This window comes from Streptomyces barringtoniae (assembly GCF_020819595.1).
GTDB classification, from domain to species: Bacteria; Actinomycetota; Actinomycetes; order Streptomycetales; family Streptomycetaceae; genus Streptomyces; species Streptomyces barringtoniae.
Genome location: NZ_JAJHNP010000010.1, coordinates 232,033 through 251,448, shown reverse-complemented (window position 1 = coordinate 251,448; position 19,416 = coordinate 232,033). Strand labels below are relative to the sequence as shown.

General features: G+C 69.6%; 20 protein-coding genes. 13 read left to right on the top strand and 7 right to left on the bottom strand.

Going from position 1 to position 19,416, the window contains the following annotated elements:
- Positions 1-40 precede the first annotated feature (40 nt).
- Entirely contained in the window at positions 41-829 is a 789-nt protein-coding gene (locus tag LMU33_RS20405; RefSeq protein ID WP_228621925.1) for an RDD family protein, read from the top strand.
- Positions 830-906: 77 nt separating this feature from the next.
- Here LMU33_RS20405 and LMU33_RS20400 read toward each other — a convergent pair whose 3' ends face one another.
- Entirely contained in the window at positions 907-1,197 is a 291-nt protein-coding gene (locus LMU33_RS20400) for a hypothetical protein (protein WP_228621924.1), read from the bottom strand.
- Positions 1,198-1,478: 281 nt separating this feature from the next.
- Here LMU33_RS20400 and LMU33_RS20395 point away from each other — a divergent pair, with 281 nt between their 5' ends.
- Both LMU33_RS20395 and LMU33_RS20390 read left to right on the top strand, forming a co-directional pair.
- On the top strand, positions 1,479-3,839 hold the full coding sequence (locus LMU33_RS20395) for an immune inhibitor A domain-containing protein (protein WP_228621923.1): 2,361 nt from the start codon (positions 1,479-1,481) through the stop codon (positions 3,837-3,839).
- Positions 3,840-3,960: 121 nt separating this feature from the next.
- The gene (locus LMU33_RS20390) at positions 3,961-4,281 is read left to right on the top strand and encodes a hypothetical protein (protein WP_228621922.1); all 321 of its coding nucleotides are present in this window, start codon (positions 3,961-3,963) and stop codon (positions 4,279-4,281) included.
- Between the two features lie 3 nt (positions 4,282-4,284).
- On the opposite strand, the gene LMU33_RS20385 is transcribed toward LMU33_RS20390, so the two are convergent.
- Both LMU33_RS20385 and LMU33_RS20380 read right to left on the bottom strand, forming a co-directional pair.
- Positions 4,285-4,878 (bottom strand): nicotinamidase, encoded by a 594-nt coding sequence (locus LMU33_RS20385; protein ID WP_228621921.1) that lies wholly within the window; start codon positions 4,876-4,878, stop codon positions 4,285-4,287.
- A gap of 98 nt (positions 4,879-4,976) precedes the next feature.
- Positions 4,977-6,323, bottom strand: a complete 1,347-nt coding sequence (locus LMU33_RS20380; RefSeq protein WP_228621920.1) for a nicotinate phosphoribosyltransferase — start codon at positions 6,321-6,323, stop codon at positions 4,977-4,979.
- 57 nt (positions 6,324-6,380) lie between these two features.
- Here LMU33_RS20380 and clpS point away from each other — a divergent pair, with 57 nt between their 5' ends.
- The 9 genes from clpS to LMU33_RS20340 all read left to right on the top strand — a co-directional run bounded on the left by clpS (position 6,381) and on the right by LMU33_RS20340 (position 14,109).
- A complete protein-coding gene (gene clpS / locus LMU33_RS20375) occupies positions 6,381-6,698 on the top strand; it encodes an ATP-dependent Clp protease adapter ClpS (RefSeq protein ID WP_189948983.1) in 318 nt (105 codons plus the stop codon).
- A 42-nt stretch (positions 6,699-6,740) separates the two neighbouring features.
- On the top strand, positions 6,741-7,346 hold the full coding sequence (locus LMU33_RS20370) for a DUF2017 domain-containing protein (RefSeq protein ID WP_228621919.1): 606 nt from the start codon (positions 6,741-6,743) through the stop codon (positions 7,344-7,346).
- Between the two features lie 342 nt (positions 7,347-7,688).
- The gene (locus tag LMU33_RS20365; RefSeq protein WP_228621918.1) at positions 7,689-9,125 is read left to right on the top strand and encodes an amino acid permease; all 1,437 of its coding nucleotides are present in this window, start codon (positions 7,689-7,691) and stop codon (positions 9,123-9,125) included.
- A 133-nt stretch (positions 9,126-9,258) separates the two neighbouring features.
- A complete protein-coding gene (locus LMU33_RS20360) occupies positions 9,259-9,681 on the top strand; it encodes a M67 family metallopeptidase (protein WP_228621917.1) in 423 nt (140 codons plus the stop codon).
- Positions 9,682-9,760: 79 nt separating this feature from the next.
- Entirely contained in the window at positions 9,761-9,856 is a 96-nt protein-coding gene (locus tag LMU33_RS42015) for a putative leader peptide (protein ID WP_309550412.1), read from the top strand.
- A gap of 95 nt (positions 9,857-9,951) precedes the next feature.
- The gene (locus tag LMU33_RS20355) at positions 9,952-10,230 is read left to right on the top strand and encodes a MoaD/ThiS family protein (protein WP_055708394.1); all 279 of its coding nucleotides are present in this window, start codon (positions 9,952-9,954) and stop codon (positions 10,228-10,230) included.
- Positions 10,231-10,247: 17 nt separating this feature from the next.
- Positions 10,248-11,198, top strand: a complete 951-nt coding sequence (locus LMU33_RS20350; protein WP_228621916.1) for a PLP-dependent cysteine synthase family protein — start codon at positions 10,248-10,250, stop codon at positions 11,196-11,198.
- Positions 11,199-11,461: 263 nt separating this feature from the next.
- Entirely contained in the window at positions 11,462-13,528 is a 2,067-nt protein-coding gene (locus tag LMU33_RS20345; RefSeq protein ID WP_228621915.1) for a putative Ig domain-containing protein, read from the top strand.
- Between the two features lie 131 nt (positions 13,529-13,659).
- Positions 13,660-14,109: a hypothetical protein gene (locus LMU33_RS20340; RefSeq protein WP_228621914.1), complete on the top strand. Its 450-nt coding sequence runs from the start codon at positions 13,660-13,662 to the stop codon at positions 14,107-14,109.
- On the opposite strand, the gene LMU33_RS20335 is transcribed toward LMU33_RS20340, so the two are convergent.
- Positions 14,110-14,568 (bottom strand): type II toxin-antitoxin system PemK/MazF family toxin, encoded by a 459-nt coding sequence (locus LMU33_RS20335; RefSeq protein WP_228621913.1) that lies wholly within the window; start codon positions 14,566-14,568, stop codon positions 14,110-14,112.
- Positions 14,569-14,795: 227 nt separating this feature from the next.
- On the opposite strand from LMU33_RS20335, the gene LMU33_RS20330 reads away from it, so the two are divergent.
- A complete protein-coding gene (locus LMU33_RS20330; protein WP_228621912.1) occupies positions 14,796-15,548 on the top strand; it encodes an MBL fold metallo-hydrolase in 753 nt (250 codons plus the stop codon).
- Here LMU33_RS20330 and LMU33_RS20325 read toward each other — a convergent pair.
- The 3 genes from LMU33_RS20325 to LMU33_RS20315 all read right to left on the bottom strand — a co-directional run bounded on the left by LMU33_RS20325 (position 15,545) and on the right by LMU33_RS20315 (position 19,260).
- Positions 15,545-16,864, bottom strand: a complete 1,320-nt coding sequence (locus LMU33_RS20325; RefSeq protein WP_228621911.1) for a glycosyltransferase — start codon at positions 16,862-16,864, stop codon at positions 15,545-15,547. The two genes, LMU33_RS20330 and LMU33_RS20325, sit on opposite strands and share 4 nt — an antisense overlap.
- A complete protein-coding gene (locus LMU33_RS41705) occupies positions 16,861-18,993 on the bottom strand; it encodes a peptidase domain-containing ABC transporter (protein ID WP_228621910.1) in 2,133 nt (710 codons plus the stop codon). Before LMU33_RS41705 ends, LMU33_RS20325 begins: the two co-directional genes overlap by 4 nt.
- Before the next feature lie 75 nt (positions 18,994-19,068).
- On the bottom strand, positions 19,069-19,260 hold the full coding sequence (locus LMU33_RS20315) for a hypothetical protein (protein ID WP_228621909.1): 192 nt from the start codon (positions 19,258-19,260) through the stop codon (positions 19,069-19,071).
- Positions 19,261-19,416 lie beyond the last annotated feature (156 nt).

Genomic DNA, 19,416 nt, shown 5'->3' with positions numbered 1-19,416 from the left:
GCCGGATGCGGAGCCGGGGCGTTCGCGGTCCACTCGGGCCATGAGCAGCGAACCGCCCCCCGGCTCGGGAGAGCAGCCCCCCGAGGACGACCCGTTCAGGAAGCGGCCCCCGTCGGACCAGGGGTCGGGCTCGCCGTACGACGCCCCGTACGGCGGCGCCGAACAGCCCCCGCCGCCCGGCGGCGGGCAGCCCCCGGGCGGCGGCCAGCCACCCCCGTACGGGAGCGGCGAGCCACCGCCGCCGTACGGCGACCAGCCACCGCCCCCGTACGGCGGAGACCAGCCCCCTCCCTACGGAGGCGGACCCTATGGAGGCGGCCCCTACGGCACCGGTCCTTACGGTGCGGGCGCCGGTGGCTACCCCTCCGATCCGCTGGCCGGCATGCCCCCGCTCGCCGACAGCGGCAAGCGGACGCTCGCGCGGATCATCGACATGATCCTGGTCGGCATCGTCGTCTGGCTGCTCACCTGGGCGTTCGGAGTGCGCGAGTACACCGTCAACGACGACCACGTCGAGGTCGGCCGGTCCGTGGCGCAGTCCTTCGTCGCGGCGGTGCTGTACGTCGCGTACGACACGTTCATGATGACCCAGTACGGCCAGACCCTCGGCAAGAAGTGGTTCAACATGCGGGTGGCGAACCTGGACAACGGCGCCACGCCCTCGGTGCAGACGAACCTGATCCGCGCCCTGGTGCTGTGGGTGCCGTTCGCCTTCTGCTGCGCCTGTATCTGGACGGCGGTCTGCGGCGGTTGGAGCTACTTCGACAAGCCGTACAAGCAGGGGCTGCACGACAAGGCGGCCAAGACGGTGGTGGTCAGCACCGGTTGACCGAATCGGCATGGGTGCCCATACGAAAGCGGCGGGTCCGTGGGATCACGGGCCCGCCGCTTCCGTCTGCGCTCTGTTCACAGGGCGGTGGACACCGGCTGCTCCTGGGGCGCGGGTTCGGCGCCGCGCCCCCGCACAGGTCGCTCTTCGGCCGGTGCCTCGGCCGGTGCATCGGTGGTCGCCTCGGTCGTGCGGACCTTCGGCAGCGGCACCGTCATCGCCACGAGCAGCCCCAGGGCCAGCGCCGCGAGGGCGATGACGGTGACCCCGAGGCCCGAACTCGTCTGGGACAGCAGCAGCATGGCGAGCGTCGAGAAGATCACGGTGCATGAGCCGTAAACGAGCTGTGCGGCAGTCGGACGAGGCATGGCAATCGTGTCCTCGGAACTCTTCGGGGATTCTTCGGCGTATCGGGGCGTGCCATTCGACTCTCTTCGCGTGCATGCCCGAACGGGACGCCCGGTAAGCGTGACCTAACCCACGGTACCGGTGCACGGGGGGCGCACAGGAAGCACGGTATCCGTAAAGCGGACGCCATCTCCGCATAGTGCACAGGGAGTGGCCGAGTCAAGGTCTGTCTTTTCTCCTAAACCTCTAGTCAAATGTCGTCACTTGACATGCGCCGAACAGGCGCAGGGGAGGAACTCAAGTGACCAGCAGATCCTGGACGTTCAGAGCGGCTGCGATCGGTGTGACGCTCGCGGCGGCCTCCGCGACATTCGCCACCTTCGCCGTCGCGGAGGCGAGCACCCAGACCCGGTCCGCGGCCGTCGACCGGCACGACCCGGCTCCGGTGCGACAGCGGGCACACGACCTCGACGGCCCGCTCAGCAAGACCCAGGAGGCCCAGCGCCAGGAAGCGCTGAGCCAGCTCATATCGGGGAAGGCCAAGGCCCAGGACCGGGACGGCTCCAAGGTCGTGGCTCTCAAGAGCCGCAAGGGCAAGAGCAAGTACGTCGAGCTGAGCCGCGAGAAGACCGACAGGATCTTCACGATCCTGGTGGAGTTCGGGGACAAGACCGACCCGAAGTTCGGCGGCACGCCCGGCCCGCTGCACAACACCATCGCCGCGCCGGACCGGAAGAAGGACAACTCCACGGCCTGGCAGAAGGACTACGACCAGAAGCACTACCAGGACCTCTACTTCGGCACCGGCAGCAAGACCGAGTCGCTGAAGAAGTACTACGAGAAGCAGTCCTCGGGCCGCTACTCGGTGGACGGCGAGGTCACGGACTGGGTCAAGGTCCCCTACAACGAGGCCCGTTACGGCAACAACGCCTGCGGCCAGACCAACTGCCCGAGCGTGTGGAACGCGGTCAGCGACGGCGTCAACGCCTGGGTCGCCCAGCAGAAGGCGGCCGGCAAGTCCGACGCCGACATCAAGAAGGACCTCGCCCAGTACGACCAGTGGGACCGCTACGACTACGACCACGACGGCAACTTCAACGAGCCCGACGGGTACATCGACCACTTCCAGCTCGTGCACGCCGGTGAGGACGAGTCCGCGGGCGGCGGCGCGCAGGGCAAGGACGCGATCTGGGCCCACCGCTGGTACGCCTTCGGCACCGACGCCGGCGCCACCGGACCCGCGGACAACAAGCTGGGCGGCGCCCAGATCGGCGACACCGGCATCTGGGTCGGCGACTACACCATCCAGCCGGAGAACGGCGGCCTGGGCGTCTTCGCCCACGAGTACGGCCACGACCTCGGCCTGCCCGACGAGTACGACACCGCCGGCGGCGACAACTCCACCGGTTTCTGGACCCTGATGTCCTCCGGTTCCTGGCTCGGCACCGGCAGGGAGTCCATCGGCGACCTGCCGGGCGACATGAACGCCTGGGACAAGCTGCAGCTCGGCTGGCTGAACTACGACAGCGCCAAGGCCGGTGCGCAGTCCACGCACAAGCTGGGCGTCGCCGAGTACAACACCTGGGACAAGCAGGCCCTCGTGGTCACCCTGCCGGACAAGGCGGTCACCACGACCATCACCCAGCCGGCCCAGGGCTCGGCCCAGTGGTGGAGCGGCAGCGGCAACAACCTGAAGAACACGCTGACCCGGTCCGTGGACCTGACCGGCAAGTCCTCGGCGAAGCTGGACCTGGACGGCTGGTGGGCCACCGAGGACGGCTACGACTACGTCTACACCGAGGTGTCGACCGACGGCGGCGCCAACTGGACCGCCCTGGACGGCACGGCGGACGGCCAGGCCATCCCGCGTGACGGCAGCGGCAAGCCGGCGCTGACCGGTTTCTCGCAGGCGCACAAGAAGCTGTCGTACCCGCTGGACGCCTACGCGGGCAAGAAGATCGACCTGCGCTTCCGTTACGCCACGGACAGCGGTGTCGCGGAGAACGGCTTCACGGCCGACGAGATCACCGTGACCGCAGACGGCACGCCGCTCTTCTCGGACAACGCCGAGACGCAGGACGCCGGTTGGACCGCGGCGGGCTTCTCCCGCATCGGCGCGTCCTTCACCAAGAACTACAAGCAGTACTACATCGCCGAGAACCGGCAGTACGTGTCGTACGACAGGACGCTGAAGGCGGGCCCGTACAACTTCGGCTTCTCGACGACCCGACCGGACTGGGTGGAGCACTACCCGTACCAGAACGGCCTGTTGATCTGGAAGTGGGACACCTCCGAGGCGGACAACAACACCAACAGCACCAACGGTCACCCGGGTTCCGGTCTGATCCTGCCGGTCGACTCGCACCCGACGGCGCTGAAGTGGTCCGACGGCACCCTGATGCGCAACCGCATGCAGGCGTACGACTCCCCGTTCAGCCTGTACGGCACGGACGGCATCACGCTGCACAAGGCGGACGTCGCGACGGTGATCAAGGCGTCGAAGGGGGTGCCGGTCTTCAACGACCACACCAGCACCTACTACGACCTGTCGAACCCCACGGGGGGCGTGAAGGTCACTGACACCAACACCAAGATCACGATCGTCAAGGAGGCCAAGAACGGCTCGACGATCTTGCTCAAGGTCGGTCCCGCGGTGAAGTAGTCCGCATTTTCGCAGGTCAGGCGCGTATCGGCGGCAACCCCTTGGCGGGTTGCCGCCGATCGTGTTTAGGTGCGTCCTGTGGATCGCTTATTGACACCGACCGAAACGGGGATGTGACCGCATGGCCGCTGGAGGCTTCTGCAAGCTGCCGAACGGCACGGTCGTGGTGGCGCTGAACCTGCCCTACGGCTCCGCCGCGGTGCGCGTACTGGTGCACGCCCAGAACCGCGCCCGAGCCCTGACCAGGCTGCGCAACCTGGGGTTGCGCGCGATCTACCTCCGGGGGAATGCAGCGCCTCCCACGCCGGACGAGATCACCGCCGTCCTGCACCACCCGGACGGCCTGATATGGCGCACCGCACCGGCCGACAACGGTGTCATCGTCAACGAGCTGTGGCATCCCATCCGGGCGCTTCTTCGCAGATCAGCGGTGGTTCAGTGACCCTCAGCCACTGACCACGGGCTTGCCCGTCAGTTCCACGCCCGCCTCCCGCATCTCCTCCAGGGCCCTCTCCGTCGTCTCCGGAGCCACCCCGGCCGTCAGGTCCAGCAGGACCTGGGTGCGGAAGCCCTCCCGCACCGCGTCCAGTGCGGTGGCGCGTACGCAGTGGTCCGTGGCTATGCCGACCACGTCGACCTCGTCGATGTGGCGGGCGCGGAGCCAGTCGGCCAGAGAGGTGCCGTTCTCCTCCTTGCCCTCGAAGCCGCTGTAGGCCGCCGAGTACTCCCCCTTGGAGAAGACCGCGTCGACCGCGCCGGAGGCGACGGCGGGGGCGAAGTTGGGGTGGAAGCCCACCCCCTCCGTGCCCGCGACACAGTGCGCGGGCCAGGAGCGGACGAAGTCGGGGTTGTCGGCGAAGTGGCCGCCGGGCGCGATGTGGTGGTCCCGGGTGGCCACCACATGGCGGTATCCGGTGCCCGCCGCCTGGCCGATCAGCTCGGTGACGGCGGCGGCCACGTCCGCGCCTCCGGCCACCGCGAGGCTGCCCCCCTCGCAGAAGTCGTTCTGTACATCTACGACGATCAAGGCGCGGCGCATGGTGGGTGTCCTTCGACTGAGGTGTAAGTAACTGAGCCTAGAGACTTACGGCCCCGTAGGGGAGGGGGCGTGGGGCGCGGACGGGCGGCGGTCCCGCTCTAGCTACCCGAGCGCCCGTTGACGTACTCCGTCGGAAGGACGGGTTCCCCTCGGGAGAGCTGGGTCGCGGACAGCGGCAGGTTCGCGCGGGCGGCGATGTGGCGGTCCCGGGGCACGTCCAGGGGTTCGCGGGCGACGACGTCCCCGCCCTTGATCAGCTGGACCAGGAGCTGGCGGTCGGCGAGCTCCGCCGGTACCGCGCCGGTGCCCACGACCTCGGCCTCCGCCACCCCGTCCTCGTCCAGCCGGCGCGCCGCCCACTTGCGGCCCCCCACGGAGGTCTTGCCGCCGCTGGACTTCTTCGCGACCGGCACGAGCGGTGCCTTCGGGTCGGCGGCCTCGGCGCGGGCGACCAGTTTGTAGACCATGGCGGCGGTTGGGTGCCCGGAGCCGGTGACCAGCTGGGTGCCGACGCCGTACGCGTCCACGGGAGCTGCGGCGAGCGAGGCGATCGCGTATTCGTCCAGGTCGGAGGTGACCACGATCTTGGTGTTCGTGGCACCCAGCTCGTCCAGCTGCTGGCGCACCCGGTGCGCCACGAGCAGCAGGTCGCCGGAGTCGATGCGGACCGCGCCCAGCTCGGGGCCGGCCACCTCCACCGCCGTACGGACGGCCTCGGCGACGTCGTAGGTGTCCACGAGCAGGGTGGTGCCCCGGCCGAGGGTGTCGACCTGCGCCTGGAAGGCGTCCCGCTCGCGGTCGTGGAGCAGGGTGAAGGCGTGGGCGGAGGTGCCGACGGTCGGGATGCCGTAACGGAAGCCGGCCGCCAGGTCGGAGGTGGTCGCGAAGCCGCCGACGTACGCGGCGCGGGCGGCGGCGACCGCGGCCAGCTCGTGGGTGCGGCGGGCGCCCATCTCGATCAGCGGGCGCTCGCCTGCGGCGGAGGCCATCCGCGAGGCGGCCGCGGCGATCGCGGAGTCGTGGTTGAGGATCGAGAGGATCACCGTCTCCAGCAGCACGCACTCGGCGAAGGTGCCCTCGACGCGCATGATCGGCGAGCCGGGGAAGTACACCTCGCCCTCGGGGTAGCCCCAGACGTCCCCGCCGAAGCGGTAGTCGGCGAGCCAGTTCAGGGTCTGCTCGTCGACGATCCTCCGCTCGCGCAGGAAGCCGAGGACGTCCGCGTCGAAGCGGAAGTTCTCCACCGCGTCCAGCACGCGCCCGGTGCCCGCCACCACGCCGTAGCGCCGCCCGTCCGGCAGCCGCCGGGTGAAGACCTCGAACACGCTCCGCCGTTCGGCCGTACCCGCCTTCAGGGCGGCCTGCAGCATCGTCAGCTCGTACTGGTCCGTGAAGAGCGCCGTCGAGGGAACATCCACCGGCAGCCCAAGGTCCGCTGTGTTCATGGCAACCGATCGTACTCCCTTTTCGTCGGTGTGACGATTTCCGGGCTCCGTGGCAGCATGGGCACTGTGACGTCACCCGCGCCCGTAGAGATCGAACGCACCGAGTCGGCGGAGGAGGTCTTCGCCGTACCCGAGCCCGACGTCCCCTGGGTCACCATCGTGCACAACGACCCGGTCAACCTCATGAGCTACGTGACGTACGTCTTCCAGACGTACTTCGGCTACACCAAGGACAAGGCCACCAAGCTCATGCTCGACGTCCACCACAAGGGCCGGGCGGTCGTCTCCAGCGGCACGCGCGAGGAGATGGAACGCGACGTGCAGGCGATGCACGGCTACGGTCTGTGGGCCACCCTCCAGCAGGACCGGAAATGACCCGCCCCCGTCCGCAGGACCGGAAGTAGCGAACCCATTTACATGCCCGGACATTTCGAACCGCTCCCCGGCGGCGGCGCGGCCGTCGCACTCGACGACGTCGAGATCTCCATCATCCGGTCGCTGGCCGTCCAGTTGCTGGAGCTCATCGGCCCCGGGCCGGGCGCCGACAGCTCGAAGGACCCGCTCGCCGAGCTGTTCGCGGAGGGCCCGAGCGAGCCGCCCGCCGACCCGGTGCTCAGAAGGCTCTTCCCCGATGCCTACAGCGACCCCGAGCAGGCCCCGGACTCGCCCGCCCAGGCCGAGGAGCGGCGGGCCCACTCCGCCGAGTTCCGCCGCTACACCGAGAACGACCTGAGGGCCGGCAAGCGGGAGAACGCGCTCGCGGTGATCCGCAGCCTCGACGCGCTGGCGCCGGTCGACGAGGGCGGGGCGGTGCTGAACCTGTCGCCGGAGGAGTCCAGGCGGTGGCTGGGCGCCCTCAACGATCTCCGTCTCGCGATCGGTGCCCGGCTGGAGATCACCGACGAGGACGACACCGACCTGCTGTACCGGCTCCCGGACGAGGACCCGCGCAAGCCGATGGTCATGGCGTATCTGTGGCTGGGCGGCCTCCAGGAGACCCTGGTGACGACCCTTATGTCGTAATCTCAGCCCTTTTGCGTTCGCTCAGCGGACGCTCAAATCCGGATAACGATCCCGTCACCGTTGCGGCCTGGTTTGCCGCATTCGAGGGTTCTTTGTCCGTCTTTCCCTGTGGGGTGCGTCACAACTCGCCTCCGTGATCAATATTGCGGCCGTGATAAATCTTCACGACCGCCCGGCCAACACCACCCATGTTCGGCCGGGTGCGCCACCGAGCCGACGACCGTCGGCCAGGCAGGGGGCGGGATCGCGAATCCCGCCCGGCTCCATCAATCCGGGGGGATCGAAACCCGATCCGCGGCCGACGCAAAGGCCCGGGTCGGCATGGAGAAAGGCGCACCACACATGACCTCAGCGCAGGTCGACCAGCATCGCGACGGCGAAGAGGCCACGCGGACAGCGGACGGCGAGGGCGGCGAGGGGTATCAGCGCGGGCTCGGGTCCCGGCAGATCCAGATGATCGCCATCGGCGGGGCCATCGGCACCGGCCTGTTCCTCGGCGCGGGCAAGGGCATTTCCAAGGCCGGCCCCAGCCTGATCCTGGCGTACGCCATCGCGGGCCTCGTCATCTTCCTGATCATGCGCGCGCTCGGTGAGCTGCTGATGTACCGCCCGGTGTCGGGCTCCTTCTCGGAGTACGCGCGCGAGTTCATCGGCCCCTTCGCGGGCTTTGTGACCGGGTGGACGTACTGGCTGTTCTGGGTGGTCACCGGCATCACCGAGGTCACGGCCGCGGCCGAATACATGACGTACTGGTTCGACTTCCCGCAGTGGGTCTCGGCGCTGATCTTCACGATCGTGCTGTACGCCGCCAACCTGATCTCCGTGAAGCTCTTCGGTGAGCTGGAGTTCTGGTTCTCCATGGTCAAGGTCACCGCGATCATCGGCATGATCCTGATCTGCGCCGGCATCCTGACCATCGGCTTCTCCGACGCGGGCAAGACCGCCTCGGTCAGCCACCTGTGGAACGACGGCGGCTTCTTCCCGCACGGCGTCGGCAACACGCTGATGACCCTGCAGATGGTCATGTTCGCCTTCCTCGCCGTCGAGCTGGTCGGTGTCACCGCGGGCGAGTCCAAGGACCCCAAGAAGGTGCTGCCGAAGGCGATCAACACCGTGCCGTGGCGCATCGCCGTCTTCTACGTCGGCGCGCTGATCATGATCCTGTCCGTCGTGCCGTGGACCAGCTTCCACCCGGGCGTGAGCCCGTTCGTCGCCGCCTTCCAGAAGATGGGCCTCGCCGCGGGCGCCGGCATCGTGAACTTCGTCGTCCTCACGGCCGCGCTGTCCTCCTGCAACTCCGGCATGTACTCCACCGGCCGCATGCTGCGCGACCTGGCGCTCAACAGCCAGGGCCCGAAGTTCTTCACCAAGCTGACACGCAGCGGTACCCCGCTGGCCGGCACCACGTTCTCCGCCGCGCTGATGCTGGTCGGTGTCTGGATCAACTACCAGTGGCCGGGCAAGGCGTTCGACTACGTGGTGTCCTTCGCGACCATCTCCGGCATGTGGGCGTGGATCGTCATCCTGGTCTGCCAGATCCGCTACCGGGCGAAGGCGAACCGCGGGCTGCTGCCGCAGAGCGAGTTCCGCGCGCCTGGAGCGCCGTACACGAGCGTCTTCGCGCTGGCGTTCATCTTCATGGTGATCGTGCTCATGGGCATCGACAAGGACGCCCGGGTGTCGCTTTACTGTGCTCCGCTGTGGGCCGCGATCCTCGGCGTCTCCTACTGGGTGCTCAGGCGCCGCAACCCGGAGGCCGCGGCCTTCCGCAAGCGCTGACCATCCCCAGGGACGTCCGGCCGCACGGGGCTCTCGTGGTGCCCCGCGCGGCTGCCGCTCAGGACGTCCGGCATATGGGCCGTTCCGTACCAACCCTCGGTACGGAACGGCCCTTCTGCTTATCCTGACGGACATGCTGACCATCACCCAGGCCCTCGTCGACCGGATCGTCGCCCACGCGCGCAAGGACCACCCCGACGAGGCGTGCGGCGTCGTGGCGGGCCCTGCGGGCTCGGACCGCCCCGAGCGCTTCATCCCCATGCTGAACGCGGCGATGTCGCCGACCTTCTACGAGTTCGACTCCGGCGACCTGCTCAAGCTCTACCGCGAGCTGGACGACCGCGACGAGGACCCGGTGGTCATCTACCACTCCCACACCGCCACCGAGGCCTACCCCTCCCGCACCGACATCTCCTACGCCAACGAGCCCGGTGCCCACTACGTCCTGGTCTCCACCCGGGACACCGACGACCTCGGCGACTTCCAGTTCCGCTCCTTCCGGATCGTGGACGGCGAGGTCACCGAGGAGGAGGTCAGGGTCGTGGACTCCTACTGATCCCGCGATCCGGTCAGATTTCATCCAGCATGCGAGATCACACTCCGATGGCCGGACCGGGAATCGTTACGATGAGCGCATGGTTCTGAACGACGTGAGCGAGAAGGCGCCGGGCACGCTGCTCGTGGCGCGGCTGCACGTCGATCTGTGCAGGCTGAACAGCGCCATCTGTTGATCCACCCCGCTGCCGCCGTCCGGCATTGAGCCGCGGCGCGCCGCCGCCGCGCGCCTGACCGAACCGACGACACCTTCCGACAGGAGCCCTGAGCCATGGCCATCGAGGTCCGCATCCCGACCATCCTCCGCACGTACACGGACGGCCAGAAGGCGGTGGAGGGCAGCGGGAACACCCTCGCCGAGCTGTTCGCCGACCTCGAGACCCGGCACGCGGGCATCCAGGCCCGCATCGTGGACGAGGGCAAGCTGCGCCGCTTCGTCAACGTGTACCTGAACGACGAGGACGTCCGCTTCATCGACGGCATCGACACCAAGCTGTCGGACGGCGACACCGTGACGATCCTGCCGGCCGTCGCCGGCGGCATGCGCTGATCGGTCGCTGAGCAGCGATGCGCTACGACTCCCCGCTGGCCGCGGTGGGCAACACCCCTCTGGTGCGCCTGCCGCGGCTCTCGCCGTCCGCCGACGTCCGCATCTGGGCGAAGCTGGAGGACCGCAACCCGACCGGCTCGGTCAAGGACCGTCCCGCGCTGCACATGATCGAGCAGGCGGAGAAGGACGGCCGGCTCACCCCGGGCTGCACCATCCTGGAGCCCACCTCGGGCAACACCGGCATCTCCCTCGCCATGGCCGCCAAGCTCAAGGGCTACCGCATGGTGTGCGTGATGCCGGAGAACACCTCGCAGGAGCGCCGGGACCTGCTCGGCATGTGGGGCGCCGAGATCATCTCCTCCCCGGCCGCGGGCGGCTCCAACACCGCCGTACGCGTGGCCAAGGAGCTGGCCGCCGAGCACCCCGACTGGGTGATGCTCTACCAGTACGGCAACCCGGACAACGCCGGCGCCCACTACGCCACCACGGGCCCCGAGATCCTCGCCGACCTCCCCTCGATCACCCACTTCGTGGCCGGCCTCGGCACCACCGGCACCCTGATGGGCGTCGGCCGCTACCTGCGCGAGCACCGGCCGGGCATCCAGATCGTCGCCGCCGAACCGCGCTACGACGACCTGGTGTACGGCCTGAGGAACCTGGACGAGGGCTTCGTCCCCGAGCTGTACGACGCCTCGGTCCTCACCACCCGCTTCTCGGTCGGCTCGGCCGACGCGGTCACCCGCACCCGTGAACTCCTGCAGCAGGAGGGCATCTTCGCGGGCGTCTCGACGGGCGCCGCCCTGCACGCGGCGATCGGCGTGGGCAGGAAGGCGGTCAAGGCGGGGGAGCCCGCCGACATCGTCTTCATCGTGGCCGACGGCGGCTGGAAGTACCTGTCCACCGGCGTCTACACGGCGGCCACCACCGAGGAGGCCATCGGGACGCTGCAGGGCCAGCTCTGGGCCTGACCCGCCCCAACTGCCTCATGGCCCCCTCCTAATGAGGGGGCTAAGTCATTCCTATGGACGGGCAAAGAATTCCTTTGAGGTACTGCCGGTCAGGCGGTGGCCAAGGCTAGGTTCCTCCCGCACCTGGCATGTCACGCTCACTCGGCGGAATGTCAGGTGTCTGTGAGTGTCATGCTCATGACTGCGCGGTTCTGCCGCCGCTACGCGCGTCACGGGCCTGCCAATCCAGTGCGATACCCCACATCAACCGGAGGCAGTACCCCATGCGTGAGTCACGCCCGACGCGGCGGAGACGGAGTCTGCGAAGACTCGTCGCCGTCGCCTTCCCCGCGCTCGCCCTGACCGTCGCCGGACTGGTCGCCGCACCGACCGCCGGCGCCCAGTCCGCCACCGCGCACCCGCACACCTCCAAGGTCACGCAGAACGCCAAGGCGCTGACCGACCCCCAGCGGCAGACCTTCCACGCCACCGGCAAGGCCGGCCAGAAGGTGCCGACCGAGCACCTGTGCGCCACCGCCAAGCCGGGCTACGCGTCCTGCTTCGCCCAGCGCCGCACCGACATCAGGCAGCGGCTCGCCTCGGCGCTCGCCGCCGCGGCCCCCTCCGGCCTCTCCCCGGCCAACCTGCACAGCGCCTACAACCTGCCCACCACGGGCGGTTCGGGCATGACGGTCGCCATCGTCGACGCCTACAACGACCCCAACGCCGAGTCGGACCTGGCCACCTACCGCTCCACCTACGGCCTGTCCGCCTGCACCAAGGCCAACGGCTGCTTCAAGCAGGTCAGCCAGACCGGCTCCACCACCTCGCTGCCGACCAACGACAGCGGCTGGGCCGGTGAAGAGGCGCTCGACATCGACATGGTCAGCGCGGTCTGCCCGAACTGCAGCATCATCCTGGTCGAGGCCAACTCCGCGAACGACACCGACCTCGGCATCGCCGAGAACGAGGCGGTCTCGCTCGGCGCCAAGTTCGTCTCCAACAGCTGGGGCGGCTCCGAGGCGTCCTCCCAGACCACCGAGGACACCCAGTACTTCAAGCACCCGGGCGTCGCGATCACCGTCTCCTCGGGTGACTCCGCCTACGGCGCCGAGTACCCGGCGACCTCCCAGTACGTGACCGCCGTCGGCGGCACCGCGCTCACCACCGCCTCCAACTCCCGCGGCTGGAGCGAGTCGGTGTGGCACACCAACTCCACCGAGGGCACCGGCTCCGGCTGCTCGGCCTACGACCCGAAGCCGAGCTGGCAGACCGACACGGGCTGCTCCAAGCGCATGGAGGCCGACGTCTCCGCGGTCGCCGACCCGGCCACCGGCGTGGCGGTCTACGACACCTACGGCGGCTCCGGCTGGGGCGTGGTCGGCGGCACCAGCGCCTCCTCGCCGATCATCGCGAGCGTGTACGCCCTGGCGGGCACCCCGGGCGCGAGCGACTACCCGGCGAAGTACCCGTACTCCCACACCTCCAACCTGTACGACGTGACCAGCGGCTCCAACGGCTCCTGCTCCACCTCGTACTTCTGCACCGCCCGCACCGGCTACGACGGCCCGACCGGCTGGGGCACCCCGAACGGCACCGCCGCCTTCACCGCCGGCTCCAGCAGCGGCAACACGGTGACCGTCACCAACCCCGGCAGCCAGTCGACCACCACCGGAAGCGCGGCGAGCCTGCAGATCCAGGCCAGCGACAGCGGCGGCGCCTCCCTCACCTACAGCGCGAGCGGCCTGCCAACCGGGCTGTCCATCAACAGCTCCACCGGCCTGATCTCCGGTACGGCGTCCACCGCGGGCACCTACCAGGTCACGGTCAGCGCGCAGGACTCCACCGGCGCCTCCGGCTCGACCTCCTTCACCTGGACCGTCGGCTCCGGCGGGGGCACCTGCTCCTCCGCCCAGCTGCTGGCCAACCCGGGCTTCGAGTCGGGCAGCACCGGCTGGACCGCGTCCAGCGGCGTGATCACCAACGGCACCGGTGAGGCGGCCCACGGCGGCTCGTACTACGCCTGGCTCGACGGCTACGGCTCCAGCCACACCGACACCGTGTCCCAGTCGGTGACGATCCCGGCCGGCTGCAAGGCCACGCTCACCTTCTACCTGCACATCGACACCGCCGAGACCGGCAGCACCGCGTACGACAAGCTGACGGTGACCGCCGGTTCGACCACCCTGGCGACGTACTCGAACGTCAACGCGAACTCCGGGTACGCGCAGAAGACCTTCGACCTGTCCTCGCTGGCGGGCCAGACGGTCACCCTGAAGTTCAACGGCGTGGAGGACTCCTCGCTGCAGACCAGCTTCGTCGTGGACGACACCGCCCTGACGACCAGCTGATCCTCGGTACGGCCCCCGGTCCCGCACGCGGAAACCGTCCGCGTGCGGGATCCTTTTTGGCAGCCGGCACGTCACATCTGCACCAGGCGGCCGACCCCTCACGGCCACGCACGGCAGAAAGGCGAACCCCCATGCGCCGTACGACCCTCTGTGCCCTCGCGGCCACAGCGCTGCTCCTCGCCGGCTGCGGCTCCCACAGCGGCAAGGACACCGGCAGCGGTGGCAGCAAGGTGTCACCGTCCGCGTCCCCGAGCGGCGCCGGCTGCGCCCCCCTCGTCCAGCTCAAGGCCTCCGACGGCGGCCGTACCGTGTGCGTGGCCAAGGGCGGCGAGGTCCGGGTCACCCTGGACGGCACCAAGTCCCGCCCCTGGAAGCCGCTCATGGCCACCGGCAGCGCGCTGAAGGGCATCAACGCGGGCTTCGTCATCATGCCGGGCCAGGCCACGGCCGCGTACCAGGCGGTGGCCACGGGAACCGAGAAACTGACGTCCTCCCGCCCCCTGTGCGCCGAGCCGACGGCGCCCGGCCAGGTCTCCTGCAAGGGCATCCAGGAGTGGACGGTGACGGTGAACGTGAAGTGATCAGCCGGCCAGGTGCCGCACCTGGTCCCACAGAACCGGGTCCACCACACCCACCCGGCGCCGGAAGTCGCCCACCGGCACCTCGCGCAGCTCGTCGGTCTCCAGGAAGCTCGGCCGGCCCCGGGCGTCACCGACCGCGCCCGGCGGCAGCGGGATCACGCCCGCGCGCTCGTCGTGGTACTTGCTGGTGATCTTGGCGACCGTGGCCCGGTTCCCGCGCACGGCCAGGACCAGGCACGGCCGGTCCTTGGCGTCGGCGCGGTCCTCGTAGGGGACGTCCGCCCACCAGATGTCCCCGGGGGCCGGCCGGGCGGCCCGCGCCGGGCCTGTTCCCGCGCGGCCGAGCGGCCTCAGGCGTCGTCCGGCGTAGCGGCGGCCGCGCCCCCAGCCGTCGACGAGCGTGGCGACCAGCGCGAGCAGTACCACCGCCGCGAGTGCCAGCCACCAGGACGTGTCCATACGACGACGTTACCGGCGCGCGCCGAGGATTGCGCGCCCTCTGCGGATCCTTCTGCGCCCCTGGTCCAGCCGAACCGGTGACAGCGCAGGTGAGTTCGCCCACAACGGCCCCTGGCGGAGGAGCGACCGGCCCTTTTGCGCCTTACGCTCGACGGACCGCACGACCCCCGTTTCCTGCCCTTTTGATCTTGCCGTTCGATCTTTCCGCCAACGGAGGTTTCTGCTTCATGAAGCTCACCGTCGTCGGCTGCTCGGGGTCGTTCCCGTCCGCGGAATCGGCCTGCTCGAGCTACCTCCTCGAGGCCGACGGCTTCCGGCTGCTTCTCGACATGGGCAACGGCGCCCTGGGCGAGCTGCAGCGCCACTGCGGTCTCTACGACCTCGACGCGATCTTCCTGAGCCATCTGCACCCCGATCACTGCATCGACATGCTCGGGTACTTCGTCGCGCGCTTCTACCGTCACGACGGCGGCCGCTGCGCCCCGATACCGGTCTACGGCCCGGAGGGCACCGAACACCGTCTGACCACCGCGTACGACGACACGCCCTCCGCCTCCGCGATGAGCGAGGTCTTCGACTTCCACACCCTGAAGCCGTCCACGTTCGAGATCGGCCCGTTCACGGTGCACACCGAGCGGGTCCGCCATCCCGTGGAGGCGTACGCCATCCGCGTCGAGCACGGCGGGCGGTCCATGACGTACTCCGGCGACACGGGGGTCACCGAGGCGCTGGACGAGCTGGCCCGGGACACCGACCTGTTCCTGTGCGAGGCCGCGTTCACGCACGGCAAGGAGAACATCCCGGACCTGCATCTCAACGGCCGCGAGGCGGGGGAGACGGCGGCGCGGGCGGGCGCGCGGCGCCTGGTGCTCACCCACATTCCCCCGTGGACCGACCCGGAGGTCAACCTCCGCGACGCGCGCGAGGTGTTCGCCGGCCCGGTGGAACTGGCCGCTCCGCGCACGACGTACGAGATCTAGCCGGCCGGGCGGGGTCGGCTGCCGGCCCCGCCCCCGGTCTCGGCCAGCACGCCGGCCAGCATCCCGAAGTCCTCGGTCACACTGCGGCCGGCGCCCCGGGCGGTCGCCTTCCGGTAGGCGGGCACTACGGTCTCGTAGCGGCCGCTGGCGAGCGCGAGCGTCGACTGGAGCTCGTACAGGCGGCCCATGAGATGGCGGTTCGCCGGTTCTTCGGCCGACTCCACCGCGGTGATGCTGTCGACCAGGGCGGACAGCCGGCCCAGGAGTCTGCTGGACTCCACGAGCGTGCGGTAGTAGGTGGCCTCCACCTCGCGTCCGGCCTTCGCCAGCAGGGCCGGGTACGTCCGCAGGGCATCCCCGTCACCGAGCCGGACGGCCAGCTCGCACAGCAGGCTCCAGGAGTCGACGGTCCGCTCGGTCCGGTACCCGGGCCGGTCCGGCGCGGTGTCGCCGGTGGCGGACGCCAGCAGCGCGAAGGCCGAGCGCACCTCCTCCTCGGACGCCGCCGGGTCCAGCCCGTCGCGGACCTCGTAGTACACCCACTTCGGGTTGTCCGGCTCCGTGGCCCGGGCCAGCCGGTCCAGCCTGACGTACAGCTCCCGCTTGCGCCGCTCGTCGATGACCTCCGGCAGATATCCGAAGTGGTCGAAGCGGACGTCGACCTGCACACGGGGTGGGGCGAGGCCGTCCGGGGTGTAGGGGTGCTCGTGCACCGGGCCGCGGAAGCGGAACGAGCCGTCTGCCCGCAGCACCCGCTGGGTGTTGGTGTACACCGGGCCGCCCTGGTCGGCGATCACGGGCGAGACGACGAGATCGCGTCCGGCCAGCAGGTAGTCGAGCAGGCACAGGGCGCGCCGGAGCCTGCCCGCGTGCGCCGCCACCAAGACCTCGTCGGCGTCCACATGGCACAGCCAGCCCTCGGTGACCTCCCCGAAGGCGAGATTGCGCTGACGGGAGAAGTCGTCGGCCCACGGCGCGGACAGGATCCGGGTGCCGGGGCGGGCGCGCAGCGCCTGTTCGGCGGTGCCGTCCGTGGAACCGGAGTCGATCAGCAGGCAGTGGTCGACGTCGTCGGCGAGCGCAGTCAGACACGCGGCGATGCGCTCCTCCTCGTTCGCGGTGAGCACCACCGCGGTCACCGGACGGGCGCGGTGCGCGACATACCCCCGTGCCAGGGCCGCGGCGTCCGCGGCGGGCAGCGGGGCGTCCGCGAGCTCCGGTGACACCGCGGTGATCAGCGCCAAGTCATCGGCAAGGGCGGAGGCCGGGACGCCACCGGGCTCGGGAAGGAGGTCGAGCAGGTCGGAGAACTTCATCGTGCATCGAGGCTTTCCGGGTTTCCCGTACGGGGTTCGGTCGAGGGGTCGAGGGAGAGGTCCAGGTCGAACCGGATGTCCTGGACGTGCCCGTGCGAGACCATGATCTTGGTCCCCTTGACGGAGCGCAGGCCCTCCCAGATCCGGGTGAAGGTGTCCCGGTCGATGCCGCTGAACGTCTCGTCGAACAGGTACACCCGTGGGGCGTGCAGCACCGCGCGGGCGATCGACAGGCGCTGGATCTGGCCGCGCGACAGTCCAGAGCCGGTCTCCCGCACCGGCTCCTCCAGGCCTTCGGGGAGCCGGTCCAGGACCTCCTCGAAGCAGGCGATACGGCAGGCCCGCAGGATGTCGGCGGTGCTGTGCGGGACGCCGAGGGTGAGGTTCTCGCGCACGGAGGCGGTCAGCAGGACGGGGTTCTCGGGGACGTACAGGACGTGGCGCGGCAGCTCGTCGGCGGCGATCCGGCTGAGCTCGGCCCCGCCGAGGGTGACACTGCCCGAGTAGCCGGGGTGCACGCCCGCGAGCAGCGCGAGGAGCGTGCTCTTGCCTGAGCCGTTCGCGCCGCGCAGCAGCATGCTCGTGCCGTACGGGATGTCGAGGTCCACCCCGGTGAGGGTGTCGTGCCGGGCGCCGGGGTGGCGGAAGCGCAGGGAGCGCATGGCGATGTCGGCCGGTTCCAGCGGGTACTCCCGTTGCTCGGCGGGCAGCGCCAGCCGGGCGTCCTCCCGCTGGAGCACCACGTCCCGGTAGCGGCCGAGCGCGGCGGCGGTGCGCTGGGCCGTGACCTGGAGGGAGGCCACGGAGTCCATGGCGCCCAGGAAGTAGCCGGCCATGGTCAGGAAGCCGAAGATCTGGCCGACGGTGAGCGAGCCGGAGAGCATCCGGCTCAGCCCGGCCCAGGCCGCCACCACCGTGAAGACGGTCTGACTGGCCGTCTTGACGGTGGAGTTGAGATTCTCCAGTCGGCCGAGTCGCGTTTCCGACGCGATTCTGCGACTCAACGCCCGGCGCATCCGGTCGAGGACGTAGTCCCGCTTTCCGTAGCCGGTCAACTCGGTGTGGCCGCGCAGTGAGTTGAGCGTCTCGGATTTCAGCGTCGCGTCCCGTTGCAGGGCCTCTTCGGCGGCGTTCCTGATGTGCGGGTAGAGCAGCAGCGAGCTGAGCACATTGACCGCCGCGGGCGGAATCAGCAGCAGGAAGAGCACCGGTCCGGTCACCAACAGATAGCCGCCGACCGAAAGGACGACACAGATGTCGATGGCCGCCCGTACCGAGGCCGCTGTCACCAGAGCCTGGATTTCCTGTACGTCGTCGATCCGGCTGACCAGGTCTCCGGCTCTGCGGCCGGCGAAGTAGTCGGCGGGCAGCCGCAGGAGTTTGCGCAGGTAGCGTTCCGACAACTGCCGTTGCAGCGACTGGCTGAGCGTGACGATGGCACGGCCCCGCAGATACTGGACGCCCGCCGCCACCAGGGCGATGCCGATGAACTCGGCGGACATCACCGCCAGTGCCCGCCGGGAGCCGTCCCGCAGGACGCGGTCGACGGCCAGCTGGACGAAGAGGCTGTTGAGCAGGGCCACCAGCGCCACGACAGCGGTCGCCAGCAGGATGAGCAGGAGCCGTCCCCGGTGGGCCCGGACGCTCTGCCACACCGGGCCGCGCCCCGGTACGGCCCTCAGGCGGGCGCCCAGCGGCAGCCGTGCGCCCGGCCGGTCGGTGACCAGCGCCTCCCCGTGGAACACCTCGGCGAGAGTCTCGGACGTGACGCGCATCGGCCGGTGCAGCAGCGGGTCGCCCACGATGAAGTGGCCGCTGTCGGTGGCCTCGTGGACGACCACGAAGTGCCGCTGACCGTCCTCGGCCAGCAGGACGATCGCCGGCCCCGCGAGCCGTACGGCCTGCCGCAGCTGGTCGGTGTCCAGCCGCAGGAGTTCGCTGTCGACGCCGTAGCCGCGCAGGACCTCCCGCAGTCTGAGCAGGCTGGAGCCGCGCTCCCCGAGCCCCGTCGACTCGCGCAGGATCGCCGCGTCGACCACGGTCCCGTGCCGCATGAGCACGGCCCGCACGCACGCCGGTCCGCAGTCGGTGTCCCCCGACTGATGGGTGTGGTATCTCTGCCACTTCACAAAGAACTCCTGGCCGACGAAATCCTGGCCGGAAAAGCGGTGCCCGCCTCAGGACGAGGCGGGCGCCGATCCGTACTACAGCTTGTCGCAGCCCAGCGACTTCCAGAGCTTGTAGTAGTCGCCGTAGCTGCAGGACATCGGATTTCCGATCTGGGCGAAAATCCACTCGCACTGGGCGCGGCTCGGCTTGCCCTCACCGGCGGCGGCGGCCGCCTCGTCGTCGGTGAGCGCGGTGAACTTCAGATCACGCAGAGCTTGGAGGCTCATGTTTCCCCACTTGTTGTCGGTCATGGCCGTGATCGGCCTGGTCCAGACCTTAGGTGCGTTTTTCCGGTGCGATCAAGGAGTGGATATCCGTGATCATGATCACGGTATTTCACCGGATCTTCCGGGCCAGAAATTCCGTCTGGCAGACGCGGGGAT

Bases quoted from the DNA above. Each gene is read 5' to 3' on its own strand.
- LMU33_RS20405 (WP_228621925.1), top strand. From the start codon at position 41: ATGAGCAGCGAACCGCCCCCCGGCTCGGGAGAGCAGCCCCCCGAGGAC.
- LMU33_RS20400 (WP_228621924.1), bottom strand. From the start codon at position 1,197: ATGCCTCGTCCGACTGCCGCACAGCTCGTTTACGGCTCATGCACCGTG.
- LMU33_RS20390 (WP_228621922.1), top strand. From the start codon at position 3,961: ATGGCCGCTGGAGGCTTCTGCAAGCTGCCGAACGGCACGGTCGTGGTG.
- LMU33_RS20385 (WP_228621921.1), bottom strand. From the start codon at position 4,878: ATGCGCCGCGCCTTGATCGTCGTAGATGTACAGAACGACTTCTGCGAG.
- LMU33_RS20380 (WP_228621920.1), bottom strand. From the start codon at position 6,323: ATGAACACAGCGGACCTTGGGCTGCCGGTGGATGTTCCCTCGACGGCG.
- clpS (WP_189948983.1), top strand. From the start codon at position 6,381: ATGGGCACTGTGACGTCACCCGCGCCCGTAGAGATCGAACGCACCGAG.
- LMU33_RS20370 (WP_228621919.1), top strand. From the start codon at position 6,741: ATGCCCGGACATTTCGAACCGCTCCCCGGCGGCGGCGCGGCCGTCGCA.
- LMU33_RS20365 (WP_228621918.1), top strand. From the start codon at position 7,689: ATGACCTCAGCGCAGGTCGACCAGCATCGCGACGGCGAAGAGGCCACG.
- LMU33_RS20360 (WP_228621917.1), top strand. From the start codon at position 9,259: ATGCTGACCATCACCCAGGCCCTCGTCGACCGGATCGTCGCCCACGCG.
- LMU33_RS42015 (WP_309550412.1), top strand. From the start codon at position 9,761: ATGGTTCTGAACGACGTGAGCGAGAAGGCGCCGGGCACGCTGCTCGTG.
- LMU33_RS20355 (WP_055708394.1), top strand. From the start codon at position 9,952: ATGGCCATCGAGGTCCGCATCCCGACCATCCTCCGCACGTACACGGAC.
- LMU33_RS20350 (WP_228621916.1), top strand. From the start codon at position 10,248: ATGCGCTACGACTCCCCGCTGGCCGCGGTGGGCAACACCCCTCTGGTG.
- LMU33_RS20345 (WP_228621915.1), top strand. From the start codon at position 11,462: ATGCGTGAGTCACGCCCGACGCGGCGGAGACGGAGTCTGCGAAGACTC.
- LMU33_RS20340 (WP_228621914.1), top strand. From the start codon at position 13,660: ATGCGCCGTACGACCCTCTGTGCCCTCGCGGCCACAGCGCTGCTCCTC.
- LMU33_RS20335 (WP_228621913.1), bottom strand. From the start codon at position 14,568: ATGGACACGTCCTGGTGGCTGGCACTCGCGGCGGTGGTACTGCTCGCG.
- LMU33_RS20330 (WP_228621912.1), top strand. From the start codon at position 14,796: ATGAAGCTCACCGTCGTCGGCTGCTCGGGGTCGTTCCCGTCCGCGGAA.
- LMU33_RS20325 (WP_228621911.1), bottom strand. From the start codon at position 16,864: ATGAAGTTCTCCGACCTGCTCGACCTCCTTCCCGAGCCCGGTGGCGTC.
- LMU33_RS20315 (WP_228621909.1), bottom strand. From the start codon at position 19,260: ATGAGCCTCCAAGCTCTGCGTGATCTGAAGTTCACCGCGCTCACCGAC.